19 protein-coding genes are annotated in these 15,256 nt (G+C 38.1%); 7 read left to right on the forward strand and 12 right to left on the reverse strand.

Annotated elements, in window-relative coordinates; genetic code table 11:
* Entirely contained in the window at nt 1-183 is a 183-nt protein-coding gene (locus tag JNUCC52_RS11240; RefSeq protein ID WP_139860235.1) for a hypothetical protein, read from the reverse strand.
* Nucleotides 184-433: 250 nt separating this feature from the next.
* The gene (locus JNUCC52_RS11245) at nt 434-604 is read right to left on the reverse strand and encodes a hypothetical protein (RefSeq protein ID WP_337982123.1); all 171 of its coding nucleotides are present in this window, start codon (nt 602-604) and stop codon (nt 434-436) included.
* Nucleotides 605-994: 390 nt separating this feature from the next.
* Between JNUCC52_RS11245 and JNUCC52_RS11250 the strand changes: the two genes are divergently transcribed.
* Complete coding sequence (locus JNUCC52_RS11250; protein WP_305068705.1) at nt 995-1,420, forward strand: cell wall hydrolase; 426 nt, start codon at nt 995-997, stop codon at nt 1,418-1,420.
* A gap of 20 nt (nt 1,421-1,440) precedes the next feature.
* Nucleotides 1,441-1,776, forward strand: a complete 336-nt coding sequence (gene gerQ, locus JNUCC52_RS11255; RefSeq protein ID WP_173478664.1) for a spore coat protein GerQ — start codon at nt 1,441-1,443, stop codon at nt 1,774-1,776.
* 186 nt (nt 1,777-1,962) lie between these two features.
* Here the strand turns inward: gerQ and JNUCC52_RS11260 are convergent, their stop codons facing one another.
* The 5 genes from JNUCC52_RS11260 to JNUCC52_RS11280 all read right to left on the reverse strand — a co-directional run bounded on the left by JNUCC52_RS11260 (nt 1,963) and on the right by JNUCC52_RS11280 (nt 4,980).
* On the reverse strand, nt 1,963-3,141 hold the full coding sequence (locus JNUCC52_RS11260) for a M20 family metallopeptidase (RefSeq protein ID WP_337982124.1): 1,179 nt from the start codon (nt 3,139-3,141) through the stop codon (nt 1,963-1,965).
* A gap of 194 nt (nt 3,142-3,335) precedes the next feature.
* Complete coding sequence (locus JNUCC52_RS11265; RefSeq protein ID WP_139860109.1) at nt 3,336-3,716, reverse strand: DUF423 domain-containing protein; 381 nt, start codon at nt 3,714-3,716, stop codon at nt 3,336-3,338.
* A 68-nt stretch (nt 3,717-3,784) separates the two neighbouring features.
* Nucleotides 3,785-4,051: a YwdI family protein gene (locus tag JNUCC52_RS11270; RefSeq protein ID WP_139860107.1), complete on the reverse strand. Its 267-nt coding sequence runs from the start codon at nt 4,049-4,051 to the stop codon at nt 3,785-3,787.
* Nucleotides 4,048-4,227 (reverse strand): uracil-DNA glycosylase, encoded by a 180-nt coding sequence (locus JNUCC52_RS11275; protein WP_139860104.1) that lies wholly within the window; start codon nt 4,225-4,227, stop codon nt 4,048-4,050. The genes JNUCC52_RS11270 and JNUCC52_RS11275 overlap by 4 nt, the downstream gene beginning before the upstream one ends.
* Before the next feature lie 75 nt (nt 4,228-4,302).
* Complete coding sequence (locus JNUCC52_RS11280; RefSeq protein ID WP_337982125.1) at nt 4,303-4,980, reverse strand: uracil-DNA glycosylase; 678 nt, start codon at nt 4,978-4,980, stop codon at nt 4,303-4,305.
* A gap of 172 nt (nt 4,981-5,152) precedes the next feature.
* Between JNUCC52_RS11280 and thiD the strand changes: the two genes are divergently transcribed.
* A complete protein-coding gene (gene thiD / locus JNUCC52_RS11285; protein ID WP_337982126.1) occupies nt 5,153-5,983 on the forward strand; it encodes a bifunctional hydroxymethylpyrimidine kinase/phosphomethylpyrimidine kinase in 831 nt (276 codons plus the stop codon).
* A gap of 691 nt (nt 5,984-6,674) precedes the next feature.
* On the opposite strand, the gene JNUCC52_RS11290 is transcribed toward thiD, so the two are convergent.
* On the reverse strand, nt 6,675-7,220 hold the full coding sequence (locus JNUCC52_RS11290) for an acyl-CoA thioesterase (RefSeq protein WP_337982127.1): 546 nt from the start codon (nt 7,218-7,220) through the stop codon (nt 6,675-6,677).
* 174 nt (nt 7,221-7,394) lie between these two features.
* Between JNUCC52_RS11290 and JNUCC52_RS11295 the strand changes: the two genes are divergently transcribed.
* The 3 genes from JNUCC52_RS11295 to bshB2 all read left to right on the forward strand — a co-directional run bounded on the left by JNUCC52_RS11295 (nt 7,395) and on the right by bshB2 (nt 9,297).
* A complete protein-coding gene (locus JNUCC52_RS11295) occupies nt 7,395-7,676 on the forward strand; it encodes a hypothetical protein (protein WP_139860330.1) in 282 nt (93 codons plus the stop codon).
* Between the two features lie 567 nt (nt 7,677-8,243).
* Nucleotides 8,244-8,594, forward strand: coding sequence for a YojF family protein (locus JNUCC52_RS11300; RefSeq protein ID WP_024362827.1), 351 nt, complete (start codon nt 8,244-8,246; stop codon nt 8,592-8,594).
* A 13-nt stretch (nt 8,595-8,607) separates the two neighbouring features.
* Entirely contained in the window at nt 8,608-9,297 is a 690-nt protein-coding gene (gene bshB2 / locus JNUCC52_RS11305; protein WP_139860328.1) for a bacillithiol biosynthesis deacetylase BshB2, read from the forward strand.
* 40 nt (nt 9,298-9,337) lie between these two features.
* Here the strand turns inward: bshB2 and JNUCC52_RS11310 are convergent, their stop codons facing one another.
* The gene (locus JNUCC52_RS11310) at nt 9,338-10,084 is read right to left on the reverse strand and encodes a TerC family protein (protein ID WP_173478666.1); all 747 of its coding nucleotides are present in this window, start codon (nt 10,082-10,084) and stop codon (nt 9,338-9,340) included.
* A 285-nt stretch (nt 10,085-10,369) separates the two neighbouring features.
* On the opposite strand from JNUCC52_RS11310, the gene ilvA reads away from it, so the two are divergent.
* Nucleotides 10,370-11,632 (forward strand): threonine ammonia-lyase IlvA, encoded by a 1,263-nt coding sequence (gene ilvA, locus JNUCC52_RS11315; RefSeq protein ID WP_173478667.1) that lies wholly within the window; start codon nt 10,370-10,372, stop codon nt 11,630-11,632.
* Between the two features lie 217 nt (nt 11,633-11,849).
* Here ilvA and JNUCC52_RS11320 read toward each other — a convergent pair whose 3' ends face one another.
* The 3 genes from JNUCC52_RS11320 to JNUCC52_RS11330 all read right to left on the reverse strand — a co-directional run bounded on the left by JNUCC52_RS11320 (nt 11,850) and on the right by JNUCC52_RS11330 (nt 15,165).
* Complete coding sequence (locus JNUCC52_RS11320) at nt 11,850-13,247, reverse strand: right-handed parallel beta-helix repeat-containing protein (RefSeq protein WP_337982128.1); 1,398 nt, start codon at nt 13,245-13,247, stop codon at nt 11,850-11,852.
* Between the two features lie 102 nt (nt 13,248-13,349).
* Complete coding sequence (locus JNUCC52_RS11325) at nt 13,350-14,144, reverse strand: ABC transporter ATP-binding protein (protein ID WP_337982129.1); 795 nt, start codon at nt 14,142-14,144, stop codon at nt 13,350-13,352.
* Entirely contained in the window at nt 14,137-15,165 is a 1,029-nt protein-coding gene (locus tag JNUCC52_RS11330) for an ABC transporter permease (protein ID WP_337982130.1), read from the reverse strand. The genes JNUCC52_RS11325 and JNUCC52_RS11330 overlap by 8 nt, the downstream gene beginning before the upstream one ends.
* Between the last annotated feature and the right edge of the window lie 91 nt (nt 15,166-15,256).

A 15,256-nucleotide genomic window follows, 5' to 3' on the forward strand; every position in this document is an offset into this window, starting at 1 on the left:
TTATGCTTCATGTTCCTCACTGTTTTCTGATTCTATGATTAAAATAATGGTATGGATAAAAAAGCCTATTAGAATCATTACAAATACTAAATACCAATCATAAGGTTGATTGTAATACTCAGCAATTCCAACAGCCATGAATGCACTTACGATAATTGCTACAAACATACTGAAAATACGCATAGTACTACTCCTTTATAAAAGCCATAATCATTTCAATTTAGTATGTCTCAAACAAATTTCAATATACTTGCAAAAATAAGTTTTTTCATAATATAGACGCAAATATTTATTATAAATTGCGCCATTGCTATGTCAGTCATTGAAAGGTTTTTTTATTTACTGCAACTTGTCACAGTAAAATAGGATGCTTCCTGTTCAAAATTGAACGAGAAGCACCCTATTTTCCATTGTTCAATGCGCTAATGTAGCTTCATGAGCTTTCATCCTTAACTTTTAAAATTATAATAATCGTATGAATGAAAAAGCCCACTACAATTATTAATATAAAAAGATACCAATGGAGAGGCTGACCATAGATATTTCCGAGTAAAAAAGCTAGTACAGCACTCAATAAAATCCCAATCCAAACACCAATCTCCATGCCTTCCACCTCACATGTATTAATACACATGCACACTTTTATTCACATTCCCCACACCAATTGCGCCCTGATTCTCTCCAAGCAAACATAAAAAAATAGAGGGCGGTGCCTTTAATTTGATTCATACAGAGTTTACTCCACTCTACACTTATATAACCATTTGGCTTTCATCTCCAAATTATAAAAGTGAAGGACTTCTGTAAAAATAAATTAAATTTTTTCTATTTTTCTTTACCCCATTTAGATGAATACTATCTAAAAACTTCCTTATTTTTACGGACTACTCACTATTACTAATATATGCTTCTGCAAATTGAAATGTGATTTTCTTTCTTATGGAAATTAAACATGTCTACAACACCTTTGAGCATATACTGGTTGCGAGGAGGTTTGAAAATCGCTGTTATAAAGACGAATGAAGCACAAACTGCTTTGCTTGCAAGGCTTATGCGTTCGGAAGCTGAGGGTGAAGGTGAACTGGGCATGCTAATGGTTGGCAATGTTGGCGTCAATCGTGTACGAGCAGATTGTCTCGATTTTGGTGATATTCGAACACTCGAGCAAATGATTTATCAACGTCCAGGGGGGTTTGAAGCTACAACAAAAAGTTATTTTTATCAACGGGCACGTGATCAAGACATTCGATTAGCAAGAAGGGTTATTGAAGGTGAAAGGTTCCATCCGGCTACTCGCTCACTGTGGTTTTTCAGACCTGAGGGCGGTTGCCCTGAACAATGGTATGGTCAATGGAATACGGGGCGTTACAAATCGCATTGCTTCTTCTCACCAACTGAAGAAGATTGTCCTCAAATTTAAATGAAAGAAGGTCGATACTTATGATGCCTTACTATTGGACACCGACAACTCAACAACAAATGACACCTCCTCCAGTGACGCTTCCAAGCGGACGGCCACCTGGACGTGAGGAGTCGTACATTGAAAACATCTTACGTTTGAATCGAGGAAAACCTGGAACATTCCACTTTTCCTTTGAACATGCTGTTGAGCAAGGAAAAAACACAAAAACGGTACGTGGTGTAGTAGAAGCTGCAGGTAGGGACCATGTTATTTTAAGAGAAATTAAGTCAAATCACCGCTTTTTATTCCCAATGATTTACTTTGATTTCGCTGAATTCGATGAGGAAATGTCTTATTTCAATCAAAATCCATAACTGAAATGAGGTTTGGACAAAAGAGAAAAGTGTTAGATTGACCTCAATCAATCTAACACTTTTTTGTTGCACAGTTGTTGTCCCCACCGTAAGCCGCAACCTTCGACATCATGCCGAATAGCCGTATCTAACGCTACGTGCATACCCGCAGGAAGCATCGCCTTCACTCGTTATGTCCAAGACTTACTAGTTATTCCCTTGCAAATATTGTAAAGTCGCTTTTCCTAATGTTTTTGCTGCAATTAGCATTGCACGTTCGTCAAAATCAAAACGTGCATGATGATGTGGATAGGCTGTTTCCCACTCAGGTTTTTTGGCACCTGTAAAGAAAAACGTACCAGGAATGTTCTCCAGATAATACGCAAAATCTTCTCCAATCATAAACGGTGGGCACGTAATAACATTTTTCACCCCAGGAATATCCGCTGCAAGCTGTTGAACAAATTGTGTTTCTTTCACATGATTATATACGGGTGGATATCCTCTTGTATAACGATATTCATAACTTGCACCAAAGGCAAGACACGTAGCTTTTAATATTGCCTCTAGCTCATGTTCCATTTGTGTACGTACTTGCTCCTCAAAAGTCCTTACAGTACCAGTTAAAACTACTCGATCTGCAATCACATTAAATGGATTTATCGCTTCAAAATGTCCAATTGTTAAGACGGCAGATTTTAAAGGGTCTATACGACGAGCGACTAATTGCTGGGCATTTATCACAAATTGAGAAGCTAGTACAACCGCATCGATGGAATGATGTGGCTCTGCACCATGTCCTCCTTTTCCTTGTAAAACAATTTCCACTTTATCAGCAGCCGCCATAATCGCCCCCTCTCTCACTAAAATATCCCCAAGTGGCGTCGGTGCCCATAAATGTGTACCAAATATTACGTCTACCCCATCAAGACAACCATCTTCTATCATCGGCTTTGCTCCGCCTGGCGCAACTTCCTCTGCATGCTGATGAATGAACACTACATTGCCTGCAAGCTCATCCTTCATAGCATTTAGTACTTTGGCAAGTCCAAGTAGTGTTGCGGTATGCCCATCATGTCCACAAGCATGCATTTTACCGTCGATCTTAGACTTATAAGGCACATCATTTTCCTCTTGGATGGCTAATGCGTCAAAATCAGCACGTAACGCCACCGTTTTTCCTTGCTTTGCACCACGTAACGTTGCCACGACGCCTCGTTCACCGACTTGCTCCCTTACTTCATGCCCTAATGCTTTATGAAAAGCTGCTATGTAGGCAGGTGTTTCCACTTCTTCAAAGGAGATTTCCGGATTCTGATGTAAATGACGACGAATTGCTACCATCTCATCAAAGCACTCATCAAGCAAATTAAATAATTTTTCCATCACTATAGCCCCGCTTTCTTTTGTTCCATTTTTAGTAATACTAGTGTACTCTACTAATCCTTACAAAAACAATAGGAATTAAAATTATTCATAAGCCGTTGCCGTTTTAGCTATAAAAAATAGCATGCCAGCATTACCTAGCACACTACTTTTTAAATATTTCTGTCCAAAGGTGGTGAAAAAATCTCCGTTAATCATTTTGCATGTTTTAATGCACTAACAATAATCAAAACCCAACCGGCTAAAAATAACACACCACCTATTGGTGTAATTGCCCCAAGTACTTTAATGCCGCTTACCGCTAACACATATAGGCTACCTGCAAAAAACACAATCCCTAGGTTAAAGAAAATTCCCGCTAACTTTAATTGTTTGACCTCACCTAGCAATTTCGAGCTCATTAATAGACCGATTATGAGTAAACCCGTAGCATGGAACATTTGATATTGCACAGCTGTTTCCCAAATGCTAAGACCATAATCATCTACAATATCCTTTAAAGCATGTGCACCAAATGCACCTAATGCTACTGCTAAAAAACCATGAAGTGCACCTGTGACAATAAATTTTTTCATCTTAATTACCCTACCTTTTTCATCTTAGCGCTCCAATTACTAGTATTAGGAACGTTTAATGTCTTTATTTAAAAATCAAAAATCGAATCCCCATTTGCACCATCGTCATGCTGTATCTTTGTTGCATTTAAAGTAGATGGCTTTTGCTCTGTAACTAACATTTGTGGTAAATGTTTTGGTTGCATGTTTGTGTTATTTGTAGGTAAATCCAGTACTACATCACATAATGCACGAATGGCTGTCAGTGCCTCGCGAATTTGCTGTTCATTCGTTGCATTATTTGCACTAGCTAATTGTTTTTCAAGTTGCTGCATGACAGCTTCATATGAAATCATTGCGCTCTCTCACCTTCTGCTTTTGGCACAAATTTTAGGCAGTCCATGCCAGACGATTGTTTGACAACAACTGATGGTAGTTGCTTTGTTTTAAAGCCGTATGCTACACAAGCACGCGGTGTTTGCGGGTCCCATGTTACTTTGAAATAATGACATTTAAAACAATTTACCTGCATTGCCGTGCCTCTCTTTCTTCTTAATTAACTGTACCATGATTTTTATAGTGTATAAAGCAAACGATTTGTGCCACTTTACCCTAGACACCAATCGATTGGCTGTTCTCCCCAATCATTTAATTGCTCATTTATTTTTGAATACGGTTTGCTGCCAAAAAAGCCTCTATAGGCACTTAATGGACTTGGATGTGGCGCTTCTAAAATGACATGGGGTGTTGCATGTTGATAAATTATTTGCTTTTTACGCTGTGCTGGTTTGCCCCATAGCACAAAGATAATTGGTTTTGGTCGCGCTGCCAGTTTTTCAATAACAGCGTCTGTGAACTGTTCCCATCCTTGGTTCTTATGAGAATGGGCCTGTCCCGCCCTGACTGTTAGTACAGTATTTAAAAGCAGGACACCCTGCTGTGCCCATTTCGTTAACGTACCATGCTGAGGAACTGGGCAGCCAATATCGTCTTGTAATTCCTGTAGCATATTGCGTAAGCTTGGCGGGTGTGGAACATCTGGCTTCACAGAAAAACTTAAGCCATGTGCTTGGTTCGGGCCATGGTATGGATCTTGCCCTAAAATTACAACTTTTACATCACGATAAGCAGTACAATGAAATGCATTCATTACATCGCTTATCGGTGGATATATCGTCTGTGTCGAATATTCATGTGCCACAAATTGACGTAACTGTTGGTAGTATGGTTTTTCTAATTCATCTGCTAGTATTGTTTGCCAATCATTTGGGAATACTTCTTTCATTGAAATTACGCCCCTTTCTTTCTTACAACGGTACAAAAAAATAATGTGTTATTCAAGTTTCAATTTATACTGACCTTATAAAAATATTGATTTCTGACTATTTTTACAGAATCAGAATAGGACTATACTAAACGGTAGATGAAACTATTCAAAAACGAAGGAGATCTTTCACATGGCTCTTAAAAAAACTTTAACAATTGCAGGTTCAGACACATCTGGTGGCGCTGGCATGCAAGCTGACATTAAAACATTCCAAGAACATGGCACATACGGTATGGTGGCACTAACAGTAGTTGTTACAATGGATCCAAATGGTTGGACACATAATGTAACTCCATTACCAACAGAGCTTCTTCAAAAACAAATTGATACAGCATTATCTACAGGCATTGATGCAGTAAAAACAGGTATGCTTTCAACAGAGGAAATTATTCGCATAGCTGGTGAAGCAATCGCAAAATCTGGTACTTCTAATGTTGTAATTGATCCTGTTATGGTGTGTAAAGGTGATGATGAAGTATTAAATCCTGGGAACACTGACGCTATGATTCAATATCTTCTACCGCTAGCTGCAGTTACAACACCGAACCTTTTTGAAGCTGGTCAATTAGCTGGCACAGGTACACCTAAGTCAATTGATGACATGAAAACAGCAGCTCGTAAAATTCATGAGCTAGGTGCAAAAGCCGTTGTCATTAAAGGTGGTAAAGCATTAGCAACAGAAAAAGCAACAGACTTATTTTTTGATGGTGAGACATTCTACTTATTAGAATCAGAAAAAGTGGCTTCTACTTATAATCATGGTGCAGGCTGTACATTCGCTGCATCAGTTACAGCTAATTTAGCTAATGGTCTATCTGTGAAAGAAGCTGTAATTGAAGCAAAAGAATTTGTTTCAGCTGCTATCGCACATGGTTGGGCGTTAAACGACTATGTTGGACCAGTAATGCACGGTGCGAAATCTCGCTTTGGCGCTCCAGAAGTGACTGTAACTGAAATTTAAAAATTGTAAAAGTACATTTAAATAGTAAAGAGAGCACTAATTAAAGTGCTCTCTTTTGTTTTTTTATTATAAAAATAGGTTCTTACTTCCATCTTGACCATACTGTCTGAACTTGATTTATATTGGTGATACCTTCCTTTGTTTTATAGTAGACTGCTTGCAATACTTATAAAGTTGATTGGAGTGGAAGGCGGGCGACTCCTGCGGGAACAACACAAAACGTAAGACGCAACAGACCGCGCGCTAGCGAGGGTTGCGGCTTACGATGGCCCGCGGAAAGCGCCCGCCTGTAGCGGAAATCAACAGCAGTAGTCATCACTTCTATATTAATTTTAAATAAAAAATAGGTTCTTACTTCCATCTTGACCATACTGTCTGAACTTGATTTATATTGGTGATACTCTTCCTTCATTTTTTAGTAGACTGCTTGCAATACTTATAAAGTTGATTGGAGTGGAAGGCGGGCGACTCCTACGGGAACAGCACAAAACGTAAGACGCAACAGACCGCGCGCTAGCGAGGGTTGCGGCTTACGATGTGCCCGCGGAAAGCGCCCGCCTGTAGCGGAAATCAACAGCAATAGTCATCACTTCTATATTAATAAGACTATGGAATAGAAAAAGGTATCTAATTAGAACTGACCTATCCCCCTTGCTTACAGGTCAGGATTTTTCTAATTAAATACCTTTTTTTACATATAGTTAACCATTAGTTCGAGCCGATAATCCCATGGATCGTTCATAGAGATAAAACTAGCTAATGCTTTACTTTCCTTTTTACGCTCCGCCCGTGCTTTTGCTCGTTCAGAGGCAGTCTCATGCAATTTAGTTTCCTCAACTGTTTCAGGTATAACACGCGGAACTGCCGTAGGCTGATTATGTTCATCAAGGGCGACAAAGGTTAATAATGCTGTCGCAGCAACTTTTCGCTCACCTGTTTTAAGATTTTCCGAAATAACTTTCACAAACACCTCCATCGAAGAAGTCCCTGTCCATGTCACATAGGATTCAAAATAAACAGAGTCCGTCGGTCGAATAGGTTGTAAGAAATCGACTGAATCTGTGGAGGCAGTGACACAATCTCTTCTACTATGTTTGGCTGCGGAAATTGATGCGACTTGATCGATATCACTCATTAAGCGACCACCAAAAAGTGTATTATGATTGTTTACATCATTCGGAAAAACACGACTTGTCCGCATAACTCTAGATTCTTTACAAAACTTATAATCCTTCATCCCATCAATTCCTCCTATTACTTATTTTTTGTTCCTATTATAATGCAATATTTTAATTGAAAAATCAATCTTATTTTCTGAAAATTTAAAATTTTTACTTTTACACAATAAAATAGGACAAGATACAGTATCGCTATATATGCCATATATTAGCTGTATATGGGAGGGAGACGTATGAAAAAACAAAAATCTGAGGAAACAACTGAAGAATCACGCTTGTTAGCTGGAGAAATCACTTCTTCTAAAGTTGAAGTAATCGCATCCATTATATTAACTCTCGGTTATTCACTATCTACCCTTGCCACGATTTTAGCGTTACAGGAGGAGGAGGAAGATGCACAATTACTTGCTTCCAATTCACAAGATCAAAATCAACAATTTAAACAAATGTGCAAACAATTACAAGCTGTTAATAATCGTTTAGATTCCATTGAAAAAAAGCTCAATCGTTTTTAAAAGGTACATATCCTATTCGCTCCGTTTGCATGGAAGATTAGTAAGTAATTTTGATACGTATACATGTAAAAAAACCACAATCCTCCGTCATAAAGAGGATTGTGGCTTTTTTACTATACTATGATAATGAGCTTTCATGTCTTCTCTACACGCAACAGCTCTAAACCTAAATATGTAGAAGAACGTCATCTATTGTACCAAGATAGAAATCGTTTTTGTTCAACTTAAAATCCCCTTCTACATGGTAAGCTGTCCCACTCTACGTGAGAGAAGTCAAATATGCAACATCTTTTTATTTTGTGAAACCGCATACAAATTAAAACGACACTTTTTGTACATATTTGCTTTCACACTCTATATATTGATACATTACAATAACTTTTTCAAGGATTTTGCTTTAAAAAAAGAACTAAAGAATCATAAACTTTTACAATTTCACTATTTTACATGCGTATAAAATATGAAAATCAGCCTCAACAAAAATTGGTCATAAAAAGGTCATTCAATTTCCCTTTGTGACCTTTTTTGACTATACTTAAGAAAGACATAATCGAGAGGAGTGTTAAGATGCAAGAAGTACAAGTAGAGACGTTGCAAGAATTACTAAATTCTTTCGCCAACAAAGACGTTTATATCCATCTTGAGACGACAAACGGTTCTTACGCAGCACACTATGATGAAAAGTTTTTTAACGCTGGTGCATTCATACGTAATGCAAAAATTAATTACGAACTGGCAAAAGTGGTAGATGACTCTCCACATCGTGTCGGCTTAAAAATGGCACATGGTTGGGTTTATGCTCAAGGCATTACACATTATGAATTAGATGATTTAGGCCGTTTGTTAATGGCTGGACTAGACTATTCAGGTAAATTGGCGATAGCACTTGAAATTAGCGAAACGCCATTTACTTATTAAGGGGGACAACTATTTGAATTTACAACCACAACGTCATATTTTAATTGTTTACCCTCACCCAGATGATGAGGCTTTTTCAGTTGCTGGAACGATTGCCTATTATACAAAAAAGATGAATACACCTGTTACATATGCCTGCCTAACATTGGGTGAAATGGGTCGTAATTTAGGAAATCCACCTTTCGCTACGCGTGAATCGTTGCCAGAAATACGCCGCAAGGAGCTAGTTGCTGCAGCAGATGCTATGGGTATTCAAGATTTACGCATGCTCGGCCTACGCGATAAAACAATTGAATTTGAAGATGATGAAAAAATGGTCAAACTCGTGGAGGGGCTAATCGAAGAATTGATGCCATCGCTTATTTTCACGTTCCTTCCAGGCTTTGCAGTGCATCCTGACCACGAAGCAACAGCACGTGCAGTTGTTGAGGCTGTTCGTCGCATGCCTAAAGCAGCACGCCCTCAAATTTTAGCGTGTGCCTTTGCTAATGATACACTCGAGAAAAACGGTGAGCCACATGTAGAAATCGATATTCGCGAAATGAAGATGGATAAATTACAGGCATTACAAGCTCACGCTTCACAAACAGGTTGGATGATGCAAGAAACAGAAAAACGCATTGACGACGGAGAGCCAATGAGCGAAAGCTGGCTGAATGTTGAAAAGTTCTACATTGTTAATCCTGACAATTATATAAAATAATACCAAAAGCGGTTGTGCCCTAAAAAGGTCACAACCGCTTTTATTTCGCTACTTTTAATTTATTGATTACATGAATAATCATCGTTAAAACAAACGCAATCACTAAGATTACAAAAAATATATAATGTGGTACATGTATACCAAACACAGTCACTAACATCTTGATTGCAATAATGCCAATAATAATAAAAGCTGTTGCTTCTAACTCTGGTATTTTTTCAATAATAATTAAAAATAAACCTGCTATTGTTCGCATCATTAAAATGCCTAACATTCCGCCAACTAATAGTACCCAAACTTGATCAGATATCGCAAATGCAGCAAATATTGAATCAATCGAAAAAGCAATATCCATTAACTCAACTGCAATAACCGTTGCCCAAAATACGCCAAAAATGCGTACCATTAAGCCAGACTTTTTTACTTCTTTGACACTATCCTCTTGTCCTAGTTGTAAAAAATGAGCGATACTAATCCACCCTAAATACAAAGCCCCTAACACTTTAATAAACCAAAATTCTACGAGATACACACCAATTCCAATAAATAAAAAACGGAAAAAATAAGCGCCAAGCATACCATACATTAATGCCCGTTTCCGTTGCTTATCTGGTAAATGTTTGACAAGTACCGCGAGTACAAGGGCATTATCCGCTGAAAGTAATCCTTCAATTACAACGAGCGATGAAATTAATCCCCATGATACTGGATCTGCCAATACTTGTTTCCACATGTCCCAATCGAAAAATTGCATATATGTAGATAGTATCCCATGAATAATGTCCAATTGCTTCCTCCCTACTTGTCCTAAACTAATCTAGTATATGCTCACCAATCATCGTTATGAGATGTCACCGACTTGGCGATTTAAAAAAATAAAATAATTCAATTACTACTAAACTCGAAAATAGGACGTTTTTTCTCGAACATTACAGATTATGCTGCCCCATTAAAACGCTATGATAAAAATGGACACCGAAAATTTAGAATTTACTAAAAATTTATACCAAAAGTCGAGAAAAATATGCTATCATAGATGAATGTTTTATACGTAAAACGGAGGATGAATACTATGGAAGTAGCTGATACTAAAACGGTGCAAGTAGAAAATATCTTAATTGCACATCACTTTTTAAAGGATGTAGTGGTACATACACCACTGCAGAAAAACGATTATTTATCGGAGAAATACGGAGCCCATATTTATTTCAAACGCGAAGATTTACAACATGTTCGCTCTTTTAAACTACGTGGTGCTTACTATAAAATTAAAAAAATTGAGGAAGAAGCTCGTGAAGCAGGTGTAGTTTGTGCAAGCGCAGGAAATCATGCACAAGGTGTTGCGTATGCCTGTGCACAACTAAAGATTCAAGCTAGCATTTTCATGCCTCAAACTACCCCTAAACAAAAGATTGACCAAGTTCGAATGTTTGGCCGTGATTGTGTTGAAATTATTTTAGCAGGAGATACGTTTGATGATGCTGCTGAAAGTGCAATGGTCTACTGCGAGGAACAAGGTAAAATCTTTATCCATCCTTTCGATGATTTTGACGTCATCGCTGGACAAGGAACGGTCGCTGTTGAAATAATGAACGACATGGAAGAACCAATCGACTATGTATTCGGTAGTATCGGTGGTGGCGGATTAATGTCAGGTGTTTCAGCTTATGTGAAAAACCTCTCCCCCAACAGTAAAATTATCGGTGTAGAGCCAGCTGGCGCAGGCAGTATGAAAGCCGCGTTTGCAGAAGGCGGTGCAGTGGCTCTTGATTGGATTGACAAATTCGTAGATGGTGCGGCCGTAAAATGCGTTGGTCACCACACATATGATGTTTGTCGTCGTTACTTAGACGATATCGTACTCGTTCCTGAAGGAAAAGTATGTACAACAATATTAGATTTGTACAATAAACACGCTATTATCGCTGAACCAGCTGGCGCGTTATCGGTCGCTGCTCTTGATAGCTATAAAGAAGAAATTAAAGGAAAATCTGTCGTCGTGATTATTAGCGGTGGTAATAATGACATTGGCCGTATGCAAGAAATAAAAGAGAAATCTTTAATTCATGAAGGATTACTATACTACTTTATCGTAAGTTTCCCTCAACGTGCAGGTGCACTTCGCCAATTCCTTACAAGTGTTGTAGGGCCAAATGATGATATTACTACATTTGAATATACAAAGAAAAACAACAAGGAAAGTGGCCCAGCCTTAGTCGGCATCGAACTCGGTAATCGCGATGACTATGACGGATTACTAAGACGCATGAAAGAGTTTGGATTCAACTACAAAGAAGTAAATAACGATATCCAATTATTTGGCTTACTCGTATAAGTTTTAGTGCCTGACACCCAAACAATTCTGAAAATTAAATTAATAATTAGTAAAAAATTTACGTAGACTCCTGCGGGAACAGCATAAAAAGTAAGCCGCAACAGACGGCGCGACAGCGACGGTTGCGGCTTATTACAGTGCCTGGCACTCAAACAATTCTGAAATCTCCCGACACGCACACTCCTATTCTGAAGGAATCGAGCTCAAGAATACAAAATTAGTCTACAATTTTTTTTGCAGGCGAATCCTCTTCTAGCCTAAAATCATATTCGTTTGCATTAAGATATTTCGGGTCTATATAACTCGATTTGTTATCACTTTTTGAGGCTTTTTGGAATTTAGAAAAGGAAGTATATTCTTGTTCTTTCCATACCCAAATACCCTTCTCGCCTTTTTCTTTATGAAATACATTCTTTATTAGTTTGTTTTTTTGATTAGTTGTAAAATAGTTGGAGATAAAAATCCGCGATGGTCCAGCAGTTAAAATATTTCTTTCTATTACATTGTTTTTTGTTTCATATTGTAATAATAGTTGTCCCCCACCTAACCCCTTCGTGTCATTTCGATAAAGAATATTTTGAGAAATAGTAGAATTCCTCGTTCCTCCTCGATGTTCATCATAACCACCTATCGATATCCCAGTATAAAAGTTTTCATAAATATTATTATTCTTTATTGTAATGTTATCAGCGTATTTTTTAGCATGCTCGGAGGTAGCTTCTATTCCAATATCATTTTTATAAACAGTATTCTTCTCAATAGTTATATTTTTTCCACCATCAACATAAATTCCGCCTGCAGAATAATCTTTCCCATATGCGGGATTGCCGTAAGAGGAGATTTCAGTAACTATATTATTTTTGACGACGCCATTCCGCACAAAGTCTACTGTTTTATCTTTTGAAATGCCTTCATAACCAATCAAATCAATCCCGATATTATCACTCCGACGGACTATATTATTATCTACTTGAAAACCGTCAATATTTCCATTTAGAACAAGTGATTCACTAGCTCCAAGTTTCAAATCTTCCAACGTATTATGAGAAATATTTATATCTTTCATTGTGCCTGTTCCGTATATAGCAATCCCATGCCCATTCCCATCAGCTGCATTTGTTTCAATGCGCTGCACATGATTATTTTTCAGTGTAATATGGCTACTAGAGCCTGTAACATATAGCCCTATTACTGTTTCATCTGCTAAATCAGTAAATAAATCCTGAATAGTTAGATCACTGATAGTCACATGATTTTTATTATTTATCGCTACTATAGCTGTATCCCCTTCAACATCCTTCATGTCTTCTCCACTAAGAACAACTTTCTCCTTATTGTAAGCTTTAAATGTAATGGGTTTTGACTTTGTGCCACTATGTTTTACGACAAGCTTTTCATGATAGTTTCCTTTTCGTATAAAAACGGTAGTACCAGCATTTGCTTCTGAAGCCGCTTTTTTTAAGGTACGATATGGCTTTGATTTTGTACCATCATATTGATCATTTCCATCTGTCGCAACATAAATAGCTTGATTTTGCTTATCTTCTTTATTGTATAAAACAAAGACAAGCACCGTAGCAACTGTAAGTAAGAGGATTACATAAACTTTTTTCATTAAATCATTCCTTATTGAATTTATAGTGCCAGTCACCAAAACAATTCTGAATTCCCACTTGGACAATAAAAACACCCATACTAATGTATGGGCATTTCATTTTTATCCTAGCAACGCACGGTCTGAATTCATTTTCTCGCCACGAATGCGTTCAAATTCAGCCATTAAATCAGGAATTGTTAGTTCGTGTTTACGATCCTCACCAACTTCCAAAATGATTTGACCTTTATCCATCATAATGAGGCGATTTCCTAAATCCAATGCTTGTTGCATATTGTGTGTGACCATCAGCGTTGTAAGGTTATCTTTTTCAACTAAATGCTTCGTAATGCGCGTAATAAGCTCCGCACGAGACGGATCGAGTGCCGCTGTATGTTCATCTAGCAATAAAATTGATGGCTTAGTAAACGTAGCCATTAAGAGGGATAATGCCTGACGCTCTCCACCCGATAGGAGACCAACCTTTGCCGACAGGCGATTTTCCAAATTTAAGCCAAGCATCTCTAATGATTCCTTAAAAACTTGTCGACGCTTTTTATCAACGCCGATACGTAAGCCCCGACTCTTATTTCTAGAATACGCTAGTGCTAAATTTTCTTCAATTGTCATTGTCGGTGCTGTCCCCGCCATAGGGTCCTGAAACACTCGCCCAATAAAATGCGAGCGTTTATATTCTGGCAACCCCGTTACGTTATTGCCATCGATTAATACCGAACCGAAATCTGGCGTTAACGCGCCTGAAATCATATTCATCATCGTTGATTTACCAGCACCATTACTACCGATAATTGTAACGAAATCACCTGGCGTTAAATGCAGGTTTATTTCCGCAAGTGCGATTTTTTCATCAGGTGTACCTTCATTAAAAATTTTATTAATGCCGTCCAATTTAAGCAAGGCCTTTTCCCCCTCGCTCTACTGGTTTTACTTGTGTACGCTCCGCCGCTCGCTTTGCTTTACGTTTTCGTTCTTTATTTTTATCAACAAATTGAGGTACAACAAGCGCCAAAATAACGATAATAGCCGTAATTAGCTTCATATCTCCTGAATCTAGGAAATCCACACGCAATGCTAACGCTAAAATGATGCGGTAAATAATAGCACCTGCGATAACAGCTAGTGTTGTGCGCATAATTGTTTTTGTACCAAAGATTGCTTCCCCTATAATGACAGAGGCAAGACCGATTACAATCATACCAATCCCCATACTAACATCCGAGAACTTCGAATATTGTGCGATTAATGCTCCAGAAAATGCGACAAGTGCATTTGAAAGACCTAGCCCAAGAATAATAAGCGTATCCGTGTTTGCAGAGAAACTACGAATCATTCGTTTATTATCACCTGTTGCTCGAATAGCTAGCCCGACTTCTGTTTTTAAGAACCAGTCCGCAATAAATTTAATTAAAATCGTGATGAGTAAAACTACAATCAACGTACCCCAAGTAGACGGTACTTGCTGAATGCCGATGCTTTTTAATACGTTATTTAATGCAGCATCGATACCTAAATTACTCCAAAATGTTTGAAACTTTGAAAACAACGTTTCAGAGTTTAACAATGGAATATTCGGACGACCTATCGTATTTTCTGCAGTTAACCCCATGATACGTAGGTTAATAGAATACAAGGCAATCATCATTAAAATCCCTGATAAAAGCGGATTGATTTTCCCTTTTGTGTGAAGAATTCCTGTCATACATCCTGCAATAAATCCAGCAACAATTGCCACTAAAGTCGCTAAGATTGGGTGGTAGCCAAGCAGAATCATTGTCGCTGCTGTTGCCGCCCCTGTTACAAAGCTTCCATCAACCGTTAAATCCGGAAAATCTAACACACGGAATGTTAAGTACACACCGAGTGCCATAATTGCATAGATGATTCCTTGCTCCACAGAGCCAAATATTGCTGTAAACATCGTTGAATCATCTCCTAAAAAATTATCGTATCATTACGCCCCATCGCAATTTCGTCCGTGTTTTTAAGCTTGCTCGAAAAACACCTCTCAA

Source organism: Lysinibacillus sp. JNUCC-52 (assembly GCF_015999545.1).
GTDB lineage: Bacteria > Bacillota > Bacilli > Bacillales_A > Planococcaceae > Lysinibacillus.

Excerpts from the sequence above, each read along its gene's own strand:
- gerQ (WP_173478664.1), top strand. The coding sequence starts at position 1,441 with ATGATGCCTTACTATTGGACACCGACAACTCAACAACAAATGACACCT.
- JNUCC52_RS11290 (WP_337982127.1), bottom strand. The coding sequence starts at position 7,220 with ATGAAGGATTATAAGTTTTGTAAAGAATCTAGAGTTATGCGGACAAGT.
- JNUCC52_RS11245 (WP_337982123.1), bottom strand. The coding sequence starts at position 604 with ATGGAGATTGGTGTTTGGATTGGGATTTTATTGAGTGCTGTACTAGCT.
- JNUCC52_RS11265 (WP_139860109.1), bottom strand. The coding sequence starts at position 3,716 with ATGAAAAAATTTATTGTCACAGGTGCACTTCATGGTTTTTTAGCAGTA.
- ilvA (WP_173478667.1), top strand. The coding sequence starts at position 10,370 with ATGGAAGTAGCTGATACTAAAACGGTGCAAGTAGAAAATATCTTAATT.
- JNUCC52_RS11275 (WP_139860104.1), bottom strand. The coding sequence starts at position 4,227 with ATGCAGGTAAATTGTTTTAAATGTCATTATTTCAAAGTAACATGGGAC.
- JNUCC52_RS11295 (WP_139860330.1), top strand. The coding sequence starts at position 7,395 with ATGAAAAAACAAAAATCTGAGGAAACAACTGAAGAATCACGCTTGTTA.
- JNUCC52_RS11280 (WP_337982125.1), bottom strand. The coding sequence starts at position 4,980 with ATGAAAGAAGTATTCCCAAATGATTGGCAAACAATACTAGCAGATGAA.
- JNUCC52_RS11270 (WP_139860107.1), bottom strand. The coding sequence starts at position 4,051 with ATGATTTCATATGAAGCTGTCATGCAGCAACTTGAAAAACAATTAGCT.
- JNUCC52_RS11240 (WP_139860235.1), bottom strand. The coding sequence starts at position 183 with ATGCGTATTTTCAGTATGTTTGTAGCAATTATCGTAAGTGCATTCATG.
- JNUCC52_RS11320 (WP_337982128.1), bottom strand. The coding sequence starts at position 13,247 with ATGAAAAAAGTTTATGTAATCCTCTTACTTACAGTTGCTACGGTGCTT.
- JNUCC52_RS11300 (WP_024362827.1), top strand. The coding sequence starts at position 8,244 with ATGCAAGAAGTACAAGTAGAGACGTTGCAAGAATTACTAAATTCTTTC.
- thiD (WP_337982126.1), top strand. The coding sequence starts at position 5,153 with ATGGCTCTTAAAAAAACTTTAACAATTGCAGGTTCAGACACATCTGGT.
- JNUCC52_RS11330 (WP_337982130.1), bottom strand. The coding sequence starts at position 15,165 with ATGTTTACAGCAATATTTGGCTCTGTGGAGCAAGGAATCATCTATGCA.
- JNUCC52_RS11260 (WP_337982124.1), bottom strand. The coding sequence starts at position 3,141 with ATGGAAAAATTATTTAATTTGCTTGATGAGTGCTTTGATGAGATGGTA.